Below are 14359 nucleotides of genomic sequence, written 5' to 3' on the forward strand. Positions count from 1 at the left end.
CCCGATGCCTTCTGGCGATCCACGCCGCGGCAGATGCTCCTCCTGGCGGAGGGCAGGCGGCGAGCGGCGGAGGTGTCGCAGCAGGACCGCGCCTGGCTGGCTTGGCACATCGCCGCCTTCCAGCGCGCGAAGAAGATGCCGCGCCTGTCGGAACTGAGCGGGAAGAAGAAGGCCGCGGTGAAGCGGCGCCGCGGAATGTCGATCGACCAGCTGCAGACGATGGCCGCGATGTGGGCGGCGGCAACGCCGAAGGAAGGGGGTGACGTATGAGCCAGGGAGCAGTGATCGGCGCGCTGCGCGGCGTCCTCGTCCTCGATGCCAGCGACTGGAGTCCGGCGATCAGCCGCGCGCGCGGCGATCTCAGTGGCCTCCGCGGCGCGCTGCAGGACGTCGCGCGCGTCGTGGAGAGCCTGGGGGAGAAGATGCGCTCCGCTGGCGTCGGCCTCACCGCCGGCATCAGCGCGCCGCTGGCGGCCGTGGCTGTCACATCGAACAAGGCGGCCAGCAGCTTCGAAGCCGCGATGAAGACGGTGGAGAGCGCGCTTGGGCGCGTCAGCGGCCGGGAGCTGAAGGCGCTCTCCGATCAGGCGCGCGCGCTCGGTCCCGCCGTGGGGAAGAGCGCCGTGGAGGCGGTGGAGGGCATGGACGCGCTCGCACGCGCCGGCCTCAACACGTCGCAGATCCTGGGCGGCGGGCTGAAGAGTACGCTCGACCTCGCGGCGGCCGGCATGGCGGATGTTGCGCCTTCCGCGGCGCTCGTCACCGACGCGATGGGACAGTTCAAGCTGACCGCCTCGCAGCTGCCCTACGTCGTCGGCAGCGTCGTCGGCGCGCTCGACGCCAGCAAGTTCGGCTTCGTCGATTTCCAGCAAGCGGTCGCGCAGGGGGGCGGCGCGGCGGCCTCGGCGAGCATGAGCTTCCGCGATTTCTCCACCGCCATCGCCGCGACCAGCACGCAGTTCTCCAGCGGCAGCGACGCCGGCACGAGCTTTAAGACCTACCTGTCCCGCCTGGTGCCCGCCTCCAATGAGGCCGCCGCGGCGATGAAGGCGCTCAACATCAACTTCTTCGACGCGGACGGGCGGATGAAGCCGCTCGCCGATCAGGCCGAGCTGCTGAAGACGGCCTTCGCCGGGCTGTCCGACGAGACGAAGAAGTCGGCGCTGACGAAGATCTTCGGCGACGATGCGTTTCGCACCGCGCTCGGCCTCATGGAGCAGGGGCGGCAGGGCGTCGAGCGCCTGCAGGAGACGATCGCGAAGGGTGACGTCGAGGGCAAGATCGCCAAGCGCCTCGAAGGCGAGGCTGCCGCGGCGAACCGCCTGTCGAACGCGTGGGAGTCGGTGCGCATCTCGATCGGTCAGGCGGGGCTGACCGAACTCATCACGTCGGTGAAGAACGCCTTCGCCGGTATGCTGGAGTCGTTCGCCGCGGCACCCCCGCTGATCCTGAAGATCGGCGTGGCCTTCGGCGCCATCGCCGCGGCGGCCGGCCCCCTCCTGCTGGTGCTGACGCAGATCGGCGCGTTCATCATTCCGCTCGTCGCTGCTCGCTTCGGCCTCCTCGGTCTCGCGCTCAGCGCGCTGGTCAATCCGCTCGGCACCGTCGCCATGCTGGTGGCGCGGCTCATCACCACCTTCGCGCAGGGCGCCATCATCGCTCGCACCGCGGCGTTGATGGCGGGTCTGCTGTCGCCGATGATCGTGGTGACCGCCGCGCTGACCGCGCTGACCTACGCCTGGCAGGCCAACGAGGCGCGGGTCGCCGCTTCTCGCGCCGAGCAGGACCGCCTGCGCAACACCATGAACGGCGCGAAGCCAGCGCTCGACAAGGTGGCGCTCGCGGTCGCCGACATGACCGGCAAGACGGGGGAGGCGGCGAAGGCGGCGCGCGACCATGCCAACGCGCTGCTGTCGGAGGCGCGGGCGGCCGTGATCGCGGCGCAGGCGCTCGCGCGCAAGCGGATCGCCGCGGCGCAGGCGGCCGTCACCGACGCGAAGACGAAGAAGGCCGAGGTAGATGAGCGCGTGTCGCGCGGCGGCTTCCTGTCGAAGGGCGTCAACGCGGGCGCCCGGATCGAAGCGGTGAACGCGGAGAAGGCGGCGCGGCTGGCGGTTGAGGAGATGAACGCCGCTGCCGATGGCTTCCAGCAGGCGAAGAGTGCCTGGTCCGACATGAACAAGGCGATCAACGCGCCAGCCCCCACCGTGCGGACGGTCAGCCTCGAAGAGGTCAAGGCGCCGAAGACGCCGAAGGTCGCGAAGACGGCGGTGCCGGGAGGCACCTACGCGGCCGAGAACCGCGAGCAGCTGCAGCTCCAGGCCGACCTCGACACGGCGCGGGCGCGCGGCGACCGGGCGGCCGAGAAGGCGTTGCAGGATCGCATGGCGCTCTCGCAGCAGATCGAGGCCTATCAGCGCACCGGCCTTTCGCTCGACCAGGCGCGCGTCGCCGCGCAGCGAGACATGTCCGCCATTGCCACGGCGCGTGGCGAAGCGGTCGCGCGCGAGATTGCCGAGACGCAGGCGGCCGTGGCCGTCGAGGCCGCGCGGCTCGGCGCCGATCAGCAGGTGATCGAGGCGCTGGAGCGGCAGGAAGAGCTGAAGCGCCGGATCGCCAGCTATTACGAGCTGACGAAGAACCTCGCCGAGGCGACCCGGCTGGCCGAGGCCGACCAGGCAAAGATCGACGGCGCGCGAGCGGCGGTGCGCCAGCGCTGGTTCAAAGACGATGCGCGGGACCGCGCCGTGCAGCTGGCGCAGGCTCGTGGCGACAGCGAAGAGCGCATTCGGCAACTCCAGCGCGAAGTGGAGCTGCGCCAGCGTGCGCGCGACCTGCAGGGGCAGGGCGTCCCGGAAGCGGATGCCATGGCTCGCGCCACCACGGAGTGGGACGAGGAGAACCGCGCCCGCATGGTCGGCAACGTCCGCGCGACCTTCCAGGAGGGCATGCGCGCGGCGATGGACGGGAACATCGGCGACTTCATGAAGAACTGGTGGCGTGACCGCGTGGCGAAGGGGATGGAGGAGGCGATCAACTCGCTCGCCGACCTCGTGTCGCGGCTGTTCTCCAACATCGGCAAGGGCGCCAGCGGCGGATCCTCGGGCGGCGGCATCCTTGGCGCGCTCGGGTCCGTGTTCGGCTTGATCGCCGGCGCCAAGGGCAAGTCGGGCGGCTTCACCAATGTGCCCGCGTTCAACATCGCCCCGCCGATCGTGGCGCCGATCGACGTCACGTCCTCGCTGCCGGGCTTTGCGACCGGCGGGTCGTTCCGCGTCGGCGGGATGTCGGGGGTGGACCGCAATGTCATCGCCTTCCGGGCCACGAAGGGCGAGATGGTGGACATCCGGAAGCCTGGTGCCGACGCCGGTGTCCAGCGCCTGATGGTCGTTCCATCGCCCTATTTCGACGTCGCCGCGGCCGACGCTGCAGCCCCGTCGATCCAGCAGATGGGCGTCCGCGCTGCGGCCGGCGGTAGCGCGATGGCGCGTGCCGACATGGCCCGCTCGGCTCGGCGGAAGATCCGCCGATGAGCGTGTTGCTGCCCACCACGCCCAGCCCGACCGATGGGACCGAGCCGTCCTATCTCGATTGGGGTGGCACCCTACGGCCGATCTTCGGCGGCTCGCTGCAGAAGCTGCGCCGGCTCGGCGATCGGTTCGCGCTGTCGGTCGTGATGCCGCCCATGTTCACCGCGGAGGCGGGCATGCTGTGGGTGGCGCGGCTGATCGCGGCGCGGCGCGCGGGCGGGGCGGTGCTGCCCTGGCCACAGCCGGGCTTCACGCCGCCACCCTCGGGTGCACCTCGCGTCGCCGGCGCCGGGCAGAGCGGCTCGCTGCTGACGATCGAGGGGTTCAATCCCGTCGACTACCTCGTCCGCGAAGGCCAGTTCTTCTCCATCATCCACGGCGGTCGCCGCTACCTCCACCAGGCGGCGGAAAGCCGGGCCGCGGTTGACGGTAGAATTACCGCCCTGGCGATCCAGCCCATGCTCCGCATCTCGCCCGCGAACCTCGCCGTCTGCGAGTTCGACGAGCCGAAGATCGAGGGCATGCTGGGTGGCGACGAACAGACGTGGACGCCCAGCACCGCGCGCACGATCGGCCTGACCTTCAGCATCACGGAGACCAAATGAGCCAGCTGACGCCGCAGCTCGACGCGAAGCTGCGCACCGATGCGCCCGTCGTCTTCGGCGCGGTGACGGTTTCGCTGCCGGACTATGAGGTGAACCTGCTCGACGGCTCCGGCGTGCTGGCGTTCGGCGGCCGGACCTACGTCGGAGACGACGCCACCTTCGGCACGATCTCCGAAGTCGAAGACCTGACCGATGGCGCCGGCGACAGCGCGCCCGCGTTCAGCATGACGCTGCTGCCGGCGAGCGACGCAGCAGCGGCGACGCTCGCCCGCCCGCAGATGCAAGGCTCGCCCGTCATGGTGTGGATCGGCGCGGTCGACGAGCTGACGGGCATGGCCGTGCCCGACCCGCACCTGATCTTCGTGGGCGAACTCGACGTGCCGACGCTCCGATCGTCGGAGCATGGCCGCGCGCTCGACTATGAAGTGACCTCGGTCTTCGAACGACTGTTCGAGGATGACGAGAGCGCGCGCCTGTCGCCCGGTCACCACCGCAGCATCTTCCCGAATGAGGCGGGGCTGGATTACGTGACCGGCGTGTCCCAGCCGGTCTACTGGGGAATCGCGGGCAATCCGTCCGCGATCTCCTACCAGAACGGCGCTGGGCTGCTCGGCGGGGTGGGCGGCGTCTTCCTCGATCGCATCGCGGAGATGCAGTCGCGATGACCGATCCGCTGGTGAGGCGCACGGCCGCGGCGCAGAAGACGCTCGACACCTGGTCCAAGCGGCCGATGAAGCTGGGGTCTTCCGACTGCGTCCGTATGGCCGCCAGCCACCTGCGGCTGCTGGGCTACAAGGTGCGGCTTCCGAACTCCGGCTCGTACCGGACCGTGCGGAGCGCCACGAAGGCGCTCCAGGCGGCCGGCTACGCCAGCCTGGAGCAGGCGCTCGACGCGCATGGCCTGGAACGGATCGCCCCGGCCGCGGCGATCGTGGGCGACATCCTGATGCTGCCCGGCGTCGACAAGCTGGGCGGCCTGACGGTCGCGCTTGGCAACGGCCGCGTCGTCGGCTGGCACGAGTGCGCGGCCGGCGGGGCGGTGGTGCTGCAGCCGGTCGAATACGTCGCCGCCTGGCGCGCCGATCCGCGGTAGGAGCTGGCCATGTCCAAGGTGGCGAAGACCGCGGCGATGGTTGTCGGCGCGGTGGCCCTGGTCGCGACCGGCGTGGGCGCGGCGATCGGCGCCGGCACGATCATCGCGGCAGGTGTCTCGGTTGGCACCGTCGCGACCGTCGCCAACGTGGTGGCAGGGGCGCTGACGATCGCGTCGGCGGTGACCGCGCTCAAGCCTTCGTCCACCGTGTCCGGCTCGCAGACCAGCTTCTCGGCCAACCCCGATGACGCGCTGCCGCTCGCGATTGGCCGCACGGGGACCGCCGGCAAGATCACCTACCGCATCGGCTTCGACACGCGCGACGCGGGCGACAATGATCGGCAGGCGTTCGTCGTCACGCTGTCCGTGGGACCGATCGCGGCCATCGAGGGGCAGACCGTCGACCAGGCGCCGGTCACCTACTCGGGCAGCGGGGCGGCGGTCGGTTCTTACGCGGGATGGATGTGGAGCCGCGCCCAGCTCGGCGCGCTGCCGGAGGCGTCCGCGCTCGGCTTCGGCACCGGCGCCGGCACGCCGCCCGGCTGGACCAGTCAGCACAAGCTGTCGGGCAAGGCGGCGGTGACCTGGACGCTGCGCTTCGACACGAAGGGCAAGATGTTCCAGGGCGGCGTGCCCGCGCCCATGTGGGTCGTGCGAGGCATCGCCTGCTACGATCCGACGAAGGACAGCACCTATCCCGGCGGCAGCGGACCGCACCGCATGGCCGATCCCGCCGACCGCGCGGCCTACGACGCTGCGATGGACACCTGGGAGTATAGCGAGGATCCGTACCTGCTCGCGATGCGGTGGGCGCACGGCATCTACCAGCGTGACCGGAGCAACCCGGCGTCGACCTACGAGCGCGTCATGGGGATCGGCGCGCCGTGGGCGATGATCGACGTCGCCGCCTTCGTCGAAGGTCGCAACCTCGCCATGGCGAACGGCTGGAAGGCCGGGGGCATCATCTATTCCACGGACGGCAAGTGGGACACGATGAAGCGCATCCTCCAGGCGGGAATGGGCGAGCCGCTGGCGCTCGGCGCTCGGATCAGCTGCCTGGTCAACACGCCGAAGGTCAGCCTCGCCACGATCACCGCCGATGATGTGGTCGGCGCGGCCAGCGTGGGCGGAACACAGCCGCGGCGCGACCGGATCAACACCATCACGCCGCGCTATCGGCTGGAGGCGAACAACTGGCAGTTCCTGCCCGGCCCGCCGATCAGCGTGGCGAGGCACGTCACCGAGGATCGCGGCAAGCGGTCGCGGCTTCAGGACTATCCGTTCATCCAATCGACGGCGCAGGTCGCGACCGCGGTCCGCTACGACATCGAGAACGCGCGCGAGTTCGGGCCGATCGTCCTGCCGCTGAAGCTCGTGTGGATGGGCTTCAAGCCCGGCGACTGCGTCACGGCGACGCTGCCGGAGCTGGGGCTGAACGCACAGCCCATCCTGCTGCTCAATCGAGACCTTGCCCCGGCAGGCGGCATCGTCACCATGACGGCGCGCTCGGAGACGGCCGAAAAGCATCCGTTCGCGTTGGGGCAGACCACCACGCCGCCCGCAACGCCGGGCGTGACCGCACCGCCCCTCGTCCCCGTGCCGCGTGACGGGGACTGGGCGCTGACCGCGCTGCCCGCAACGGCGCAGCTCGTCACGCCCACGTTGGCGATCACCGGCGCCGCGGCGGCAAACGTCGACGGCATCGTCTTCGAATACCGTGTCTTCGACAGCGGGCAGCTGTGGACGGCAGCGGGCAGCGACGCGGCGGCAGCGACCTACCGAGAGATCACCGGACTACGTGCAGGGACCGATTACGAGATAGCGGTCAGCTACACGAAGCGGGGCATCTCCGGAGACAGGCGCATCATCGGGCCGGTCACCACGGCGATCGTGTCGGTAGCAGGTGAGCAGGGCGTGCCCGGTCCTCCGGGTGCCAACGGCCAGACGAGCTACGTGCATTTCGCCTATGCCAACGCAGCGGATGGCTCGGTCGATTTCACCACAGGCGACGCCGGCGGGCGCTTCTACGTCGGCGTCTACGTCGACTTCAGCCCGGCCGACAGCGATGATCCCGCGGCGTACACCTGGTCGCTTCAGCGCGGCGCCAACGGCGCGAACGGCATCCCAGGGCCGCCCGGCGCAAACGGCCTGCCGAGCTATGTCCACATCGCGTATGCGAACAGCGCGAATGGGCAGGCAGACTTCCACGTCTCCGACCCGACCGGACGGACGTACATCGGTGTCTATTCCGACCAGACGCTGGCCGACAGCGATGATCCCGCGGCGTACACTTGGTCGCTGATCAAGGGGGCCGATGGCGTGCCGGGCGCGCAGGGTCCGCAGGGATTGCCCGGCACGAACGGAACGCCGGGTGCGCCGGGCGCTCCTGGGGCTAGTGGCGCCACCAGCTACGTTCATTTCGCCTATGCCGACAGCGCGGACGGATCGGTCAACTTCACCACGGGTGCGGCTGAGGGGCGCTACTACGTCGGCGTCTACGTGGACTTCGTCGAAGCCGACAGCGGCAATGCGTCCTCGTATACATGGTCCCTGCTCCGGGGCGCGAACGGCGCGAACGGCATCCAGGGTCCGCCGGGAGCGAACGGGCAGACGACCTACGTGCACGTCGCGTATGCCAGCAGCGCGGACGGATCGGTCGACTTCAGCGTCGATGATCCGACCGGCCGGACGTACATCGGGGTCCGCACCGACTATGTGCTGGCCGACAGCGGCTTCTATGGCGATTACACATGGTCGCTGATCAAGGGCGCGGATGGCGCACCGGGCAGCCCTGGCAGCCCCGGCAGCCCCGGCGCGCCTGGTGATCCGGGTGCACCCGGCACGCCCGGCGCGCCCGGTGCGCCCGGTGCGCCCGGCCCGCAGGGGCCTTCGGGCGTCACGGCGCCGAAGCCTGTGCAGATCGGCACGGGCACCAGTAACGGCGAGCAGGTTCTCCTCGCTGTAGGGCAGGCCGTCTCGCTCAGCGCTCGCGTCCGATCGAACGGCACCGTGAACGGCGGAACGGCAACGATCCAGATCCAGATTGCGCCCGCAGGTTCGGGGGCTTGGGTGGTGGTGGCATCCGACACCGAGGATTTCGGGCCATCCGAGCCTTACACGGTCGCGGTGGACGGCACCTACACGAACAACGGGGCTGCCCGCCTCTTCGACGTCCGGGTGGTCACCAACGCGCCCGGCGGCGGCGATCCGTCGCGCTCCTACCTTCGCTACTCCTGACGGCCTCCGCCGTCACACGTCCCCTCAGCAACGGAGAACGAACATGGCGACGACCAACGCCGGCGCGGACGCGCCCGAGAAGACCGAGAAGCAGATCGCCGCGGAGGCGCTCGTCGCCCTCATGGCGCCCGGCAAGGCAATCTCGCAGATGAGCGTCAGCGGCGACGCGGCCGGCGAGCCGACGATCATCGCGATCTACCTGACGCAGCCGGTCGGCTGACGTGGACGAGGCCACGCTCGCGGCGCGGGCCGTCGCGAACAGCCCCAGCCCGACCGCGCCGGCGGCCTTCAATGGCGTGGAATGGCTGATCGCGCTCAACCTGTGGGCGCAGACCGCGGCGTTCCTGGTCGGCGCCATGGTGATCTACAAGCTGCTGAGCGACTGGCGGCGGCATCGGCACCGCGACGCCCCCGGCATCTCGCCCGCGCGCGTGTGGCGGGTCACGGGCCTGCTGTTCGCGACGGGGATCACCCTGCGTTGCGGGGCCGGCGCGCTAGTGCTGTGGGGTTGGGATCCGGAGCAGGCGGAGAAGACCGGCGTGTTCCTCTTCGTCCAGCGCCTGGTCGATCCGATCGCGATCGCCTTCGGCGTGTCCGGCCTGATCGTCTTCGTCCTCTCGCTTCCCGGCATGTTGCAGCAGCTGCGACAGGAGCCGCTGACGCTCGATATCTGGGAGCAGTGGCCGATGGTCCGGCGGATGATGGCCGTTGCGGGGCTGTGCTTCGTCGCGGCGGTCGGCGTGACGGTGACGCGATGATCCGGCTGGGGGCAGCCATCCTGACCGCTGCGGCACCGGTGGTGGTGGCGGCGGCCGAAGTCGACAGGGGAACGCGCGTGACCGGTCCTGTGGTGTGGCACCTGCTCGGCTATCCCTTCGAGGCGGGCAGCATGATCGCGGCGCTGTGCGCCTGCCTGGCAGTGCGCTTCTACGTCGTGCAGCACAGCGCCGGCACGAACCGCTGGATCCTCGACATTCCCGTCAGCGCGATCTCGCTGATGTTCACCGCCGGCATCATCGTGACGGCTCGCCCGCAGCCGCTGACCGCGCTGCTGTTCGGCACGGGACTGGGCGCGATCGGCGCCGGCCTGATCCGCATCGCGAAGAAGCACGTCGATCGCTTCCTGGGCGAGACCACCGGCGGCTGAGCCGCCACAGCAAGGGACACCACCGATGAACGCAACCCTGAAAGTGGGGCCGAAGGCGCTTGCCCTCGCGCACCACTTCGAGACCTGCCGGCTGAAGGCGTATCTCTGCCCGGCGCGCAAGCCGACGATTGGCTGGGGGATGACCTATTATCCCGATGGCCGAAAGGTGAAGCTGGGCGATCAGATCACCCAGGCGCAGGCCGACGCGATGTTCGCCGAGCTGCTGGAGCGCGACTTCGCCGCACCGGTGCGCGCGGCGCTGGGCGCGGCGGGCACGTCGCCTGCGCAGTTCGGCGCCATGGTCGCCCTCGCCTACAACATCGGCACGGGCCCTCGAGTGTGGGTGCCTGGACGGGCGAAGGGCTTCCGCCAGTCCGAAGTGCTGAAGCGGCACAAGGCGGGCGACTTCGCAGCTGCGGGCGGCAAGAGCGGGGACGAGCCGACGTCCGGCGCATTCGGCGGCTGGGTGCGCGCGGGCGGCCAGATCATGGCCGGTCTCGTGCGACGCCGCGCGGCCGAAGCGGCGCTCTACCGCAGCGACTTCGCGAACCTGAAGCGCTTCACCAACGGAGAGGTTGCATGAGCGACAAGCATCGCAACCGCGCGATCCGCGAGGCAACGCGTGCATACTGCGAGCGGCTGCTGCTCGACATTCTTCCTCCGATCCGAGAGGTGGCGCACGACCTTGGATACGCAGTCGCTGTCCACGGAAGCCTTGCCAACGACATCGATCTCGTCGCGGTGGCGTGGGTCGATCACGCTCGAGATCCAGACGAGCTAGCTCGGGCGGTACGTGGCGCAGTCTCCGGCGTCGTAGGACGCTGCAACATCATGTCGAAGCAGGGAGAAAAGCTGTACGGCGAGAAGCCGCACGGGCGCCGCGCCTACACCCTGATGATGCATCCGCTCAGCTACATCGACCTGAGCGTCATCGGGCCGGTGGGAGCGTCGGCGTGATTGGCCTGCTTCTTCCCCTCGCCGCCCGCATCGGCGTCGCGCCACGCTTCCAGCGTCTCGCCGCCTGGGCGTTCCTGCTCCTTGCAGCCGTCGCGCTCATCTTCGCCGTCCGCGCCGCGTGGCGCGGGTGGCTGGCCGATCGCGACGCCGCGGTGGTCCAGAGCCACGACAAGGACCTGACGATCGAGGCGGCGGCCCGCGTCACCGCAGCCGATCGCGCGGCCGACGCCGCCATGCGCAACCGCGACGACGCCTTCGACAACAGCCAAGCCACCCTCAAGGACAAAGCCGATGAAGCTGCTCGCACCCGTCGCTCTCCTCTCGACGCTGTGTTTAACGGCATGCGGTAAGCCGCCCGCGCGCGCAATCGTCCTGACGCCGGACCCGGCGAAGCTGACGATGTGCCCGCGGACCTACCCGACCCCGCCCAAGCTGCCGCCGCTGATGCAGTTCACGCTGCCCGACGGGCGCGAGGTCGTGCTGCTCGACACCGTGCTGGAACGCGACGGGCTGACCGCCAGCTACGTCATCGCCGGCCGCGGCGCCTGGCAGGCCTGCAAGAGTCCGGTCGAATACGTCGAGGACTGGACCGCGTCCGTCCAGCACCCTGCCCCCAGCAACTGATCTCCCGGAGAACGACCTATGCGACTTGGCTTCGGGCTGGGCGTCACCGCGCCAAGCGTTCTCGCCCGCGTGTCGGCCGTGGCCGAGTTCACGATGACCCAGCTGGCGAAGGCGAACCGCAACTATCAGCGCACGTCGAGCACCGGCGGCGAGCAGGGCAAGGGCTCGGGTACGATCCCCGTGCAGGTCAACGTCACAACCGCCGGTCCCATCTTCCGTCGCATCCGCTCGCAGGGCGACGACAGCATCCTCCAGGCCGCGGCCCTCGTCACCAACGCGAATGCCGGCGCGCAGACCCTGCAGGTTCCGGTGGACGTGCGGCTCGGTTGGTTCTTCGTCGATCTTGCCCCCACGGCCAACGGCCCGTGGGTCCTCGGCACGACGCGCGTCGGCATGGGCGGCGCCAGCCTGTGGACCGGTCAGTCGCAGATGTCGCGCTCCATCGGTCGCACGTCGGGCGCGAGCGGCACGATCGCCGGCAACGGCATCACGGTCAGCGCATACGGCACCGTCTACGCCACCTATGCCGACACCCGCACGGTGACCTCCCCGGCATGGGCGGTCCCAGCCGACGGCAGCAACTACGACGCGACCGCGGTGGCCGAGTTCCTGCGTCTCAAGATCGAGGCGGAGGGCTGCAACTGGAGCGTCATCGGCCACTCGGTCGGCGGGTCGACGATCAACGGCTGGCAGCCGGGCAACACCCACTTCAACAACCTCCTGCCGATCCTCGCAGAGGAGGGCGGTTTCGAGGAGTGGTGGAGCTACCTCGGCGGCACGGATGCCGGCGCGGGCACGACCGGCGCGGCCTACAAGACTGGGCTGACCAACGTCTTCAACGAGCTGGTGAATCGGAACCTGCTGCGCGGCTCCAATTTCCGCAAGTACATCGCGGTCGCCGGCACGCGTCTCGCGGGCGGTGACGGCACGGCGGCACAGGTCACCGCGCTGCGCGTGGCCGGCAAGGAGTGGGCGGCGGAGAACGGCGGCGTCTATCTGGAGCCGCACGACATCACCCTGCTCGACGACGTCCATCAGGATCAGGCGGGCGGCGTGACGCTCGGCCGTCACATTTTCCGCGCCACCACTTCGGGTGACGTCGGGCCGACGATCACAGGCGGGTCCCGCACGGGCACTGTCATCACCCTGCCGGTTCAGCACGCCTCGGGCGCCACGGCGCTGGTCCGGGCAGGCAACCCCGCCTCGCGCTTCAGCGTCTATCCGGCGGGCACCGTCACGGGCGCGCTGGCGCTGGCTTCGACCGACGGCGTGACCGTGACCGCCAACGCCATCTCGCTCAACCTCGCCGCCGACCCCGGCGCCGGCGTGGCGGTCGACGTGTACGCGCTGCGGCACCCCGATCCGTCCGGTTCGACCCCGCAGTCGAATATGGTGTACGACAATCGCAACCCCGAGGGGTTCGCTTTCGGCCGTCACGTCCAGCCGACGCACGTTCCCGTGCAGGTTGCTGCGCCGGGCGGCACCGTCGTCGCGCCCGATGCGCCCACTGCCACGGCCACGGCTGGCAGCGGCCAAAATGTCATCGCCTACGCGGACGGTGCGTCCAACGGCGGCGCCCCGATCACGGCTAGGCCGCTCTACCGCAGCACCACCGCCAACTTTACGCCGGGCGCAGGCAACCTGCTCCAGGCGAACCCGACCTACCCGTTCACCGACGCAGGCCTGACGAACGGCACGCCGTACTACTACAAGGTTGGCGCGACCAACACGGCCGGCACGACCTACTCGGGCGAGGTGGCCGCCACCCCGTCGGCGTCGGCAAACCTGCTCGACACGTTCACCGACACTGACGGGGTGGCGCTCTCCGCACACACGGGCGAGAGCGGGCACACGTGGTCGACCACGAACGGCACCGACGCGGCGATCCGCAGCAACCGCGTTGCCGCCGCCACCGTTCCCTGCAACCTGTTGAGCAGCTTCGTCCCGGCGAACGTGATGCAGTCGATCGTGGCGAGCTTCACCGCGCTGAGCACGGCCGCGCAGAACACCCTGATCCGCTTCCGCATCCAGAGCGACAACACCTACTACTACGCCGGCAAGGTGAACAACGGCACGAACAAGTGGGTCATCGGCTACACGATAAACGGCACCACGAATAACGCCGCGATCAGCACCGCTGACATCCCCGGCACCACCGGCACCACCTACTCGGTGCGCGTCGAGGACGGCGGTGTCGGCGGCCTAATCCGGCTGCTCATCAACGACACCGTGGTCGCGCAGCTGACCGACAATCAGGCGGCGCTGAACAACAAGGGCCGCATCGGCCTGCGCTACAGCCTTGCCGCCGCAGGCACGGGTGTGGGGATGCACGTCACCTCGATCCGCACGGAGTCGACAGTGGCGTCAGCGGGGGCGTTGACTGTCGGCACAAGCAGCCGAAAAGCGACGATGCAGCCCGGCGATGTCGTGGCGCCGGTCAGCGGCTCATTCGCTGATAGCCTAGTCGCGATGACAGGCGCAGCATACGACGCTGGCTTCCTTGATGTGAGCGAGGACGGCAGCGCCATCGTCGTGGGGGTCAACGGCCCCGGCGTGCTGGGCGACACGACGGGCACCTATTCCCTGGTCCACGACCGGGCGGGCTACACGAGGCAAGTCTCCGGACCTTTCCCGTCGATCACCACGACGCAGGACTATTTCCCTGTTACCTCCACCAACGCCATCGCGCGCTCGGCGAACGCCAATCTTCAGCCGTCGCGCCCTGCGGGAACGGTCGATCAGGTCATCGCCGTCGCGTTCTTCTCCGTCCGCGACATTCCCGCTACATCGCGTTCGCGCTTTGGCCTGCTGGCGAGCGATGGAACGTCCATCCCTCCAGAATGGCGGATCAACACGACGACGGGTAACGTCTCGTTCCGCGCGAACAACAATTCCTACAGCACCACGCTGGGAGTGGCGCAGGTCGGCAAGTTCCAGCAAGCCATCGTGCAGATGAATATGACGAACGGTCACGGGACTGCTGTGGGCGACCGTGTTCGCGGATGGCTGGATGGCGAGCCGCAGGTTTCACAAACGATGGAGACCGTTGAAAAAGGCTTGCGCGAAATCGGCGTGGCGGATGGCTGGTGACGCCGGCCACCGGGGATACGCCGCGTATCAGGCCGCCGCGGCCTGCCGGGCGAGCAACTGAAGGTTGTATGCCGCG

Annotated in this window: 14 protein-coding genes; all 14 read left to right on the forward strand. The window is 69.5% G+C overall.

Annotated features, from left to right (window positions below):
- Window positions 1–33: 33 nt before the first annotated feature.
- The 14 genes from HBH26_RS17910 to HBH26_RS17975 are packed head-to-tail and all read left to right on the forward strand — an operon-like array spanning window position 34 to window position 14283.
- Window positions 34–270, forward strand: a complete 237-nt coding sequence (locus HBH26_RS17910; RefSeq protein ID WP_168136012.1) for a hypothetical protein — start codon at window positions 34–36, stop codon at window positions 268–270.
- Entirely contained in the window at window positions 267–3533 is a 3267-nt protein-coding gene (locus tag HBH26_RS17915) for a phage tail tape measure protein (protein WP_168136013.1), read from the forward strand. The genes HBH26_RS17910 and HBH26_RS17915 overlap by 4 nt, the downstream gene beginning before the upstream one ends.
- Window positions 3530–4135 (forward strand): hypothetical protein, encoded by a 606-nt coding sequence (locus HBH26_RS17920; RefSeq protein WP_168136014.1) that lies wholly within the window; start codon window positions 3530–3532, stop codon window positions 4133–4135. Before HBH26_RS17915 ends, HBH26_RS17920 begins: the two co-directional genes overlap by 4 nt.
- The gene (locus HBH26_RS17925; protein ID WP_168136015.1) at window positions 4132–4800 is read left to right on the forward strand and encodes a hypothetical protein; all 669 of its coding nucleotides are present in this window, start codon (window positions 4132–4134) and stop codon (window positions 4798–4800) included. Before HBH26_RS17920 ends, HBH26_RS17925 begins: the two co-directional genes overlap by 4 nt.
- Window positions 4797–5228, forward strand: coding sequence for a DUF6950 family protein (locus tag HBH26_RS17930; protein ID WP_168136016.1), 432 nt, complete (start codon window positions 4797–4799; stop codon window positions 5226–5228). Before HBH26_RS17925 ends, HBH26_RS17930 begins: the two co-directional genes overlap by 4 nt.
- Window positions 5229–5237: 9 nt before the next feature.
- A complete protein-coding gene (locus HBH26_RS17935) occupies window positions 5238–8465 on the forward strand; it encodes a collagen-like triple helix repeat-containing protein (RefSeq protein ID WP_168136017.1) in 3228 nt (1075 codons plus the stop codon).
- A 43-nt stretch (window positions 8466–8508) separates the two neighbouring features.
- Window positions 8509–8685 (forward strand): hypothetical protein, encoded by a 177-nt coding sequence (locus tag HBH26_RS17940; RefSeq protein WP_168136018.1) that lies wholly within the window; start codon window positions 8509–8511, stop codon window positions 8683–8685.
- A 1-nt stretch (window position 8686) separates the two neighbouring features.
- Window positions 8687–9223 carry a hypothetical protein gene (locus tag HBH26_RS17945; protein WP_168136019.1) on the forward strand — a complete coding sequence of 179 codons (537 nt, stop codon included), beginning with the start codon at window positions 8687–8689 and terminating at the stop codon, window positions 9221–9223.
- A complete protein-coding gene (locus HBH26_RS17950) occupies window positions 9220–9612 on the forward strand; it encodes a hypothetical protein (RefSeq protein WP_168136020.1) in 393 nt (130 codons plus the stop codon). Before HBH26_RS17945 ends, HBH26_RS17950 begins: the two co-directional genes overlap by 4 nt.
- 25 nt (window positions 9613–9637) lie before the next feature.
- Window positions 9638–10195 carry a lysozyme gene (locus tag HBH26_RS17955; RefSeq protein ID WP_168136021.1) on the forward strand — a complete coding sequence of 186 codons (558 nt, stop codon included), beginning with the start codon at window positions 9638–9640 and terminating at the stop codon, window positions 10193–10195.
- Window positions 10192–10569, forward strand: coding sequence for a hypothetical protein (locus tag HBH26_RS17960; protein WP_168136022.1), 378 nt, complete (start codon window positions 10192–10194; stop codon window positions 10567–10569). Before HBH26_RS17955 ends, HBH26_RS17960 begins: the two co-directional genes overlap by 4 nt.
- Window positions 10566–10919 (forward strand): hypothetical protein, encoded by a 354-nt coding sequence (locus HBH26_RS17965; protein WP_168136023.1) that lies wholly within the window; start codon window positions 10566–10568, stop codon window positions 10917–10919. The genes HBH26_RS17960 and HBH26_RS17965 overlap by 4 nt, the downstream gene beginning before the upstream one ends.
- A 49-nt stretch (window positions 10920–10968) precedes the next feature.
- Complete coding sequence (locus HBH26_RS17970; RefSeq protein ID WP_168136024.1) at window positions 10969–11193, forward strand: hypothetical protein; 225 nt, start codon at window positions 10969–10971, stop codon at window positions 11191–11193.
- Window positions 11194–11211: 18 nt separating this feature from the next.
- The gene (locus HBH26_RS17975) at window positions 11212–14283 is read left to right on the forward strand and encodes a hypothetical protein (RefSeq protein WP_168136025.1); all 3072 of its coding nucleotides are present in this window, start codon (window positions 11212–11214) and stop codon (window positions 14281–14283) included.
- The last annotated feature ends 76 nt before the right edge of the window (window positions 14284–14359 follow it).

The sequence above is a fragment of the Sphingomonas corticis genome (genome assembly GCF_012035195.1).
Taxonomy (GTDB): domain Bacteria; phylum Pseudomonadota; class Alphaproteobacteria; order Sphingomonadales; family Sphingomonadaceae; genus Sphingomonas; species Sphingomonas corticis.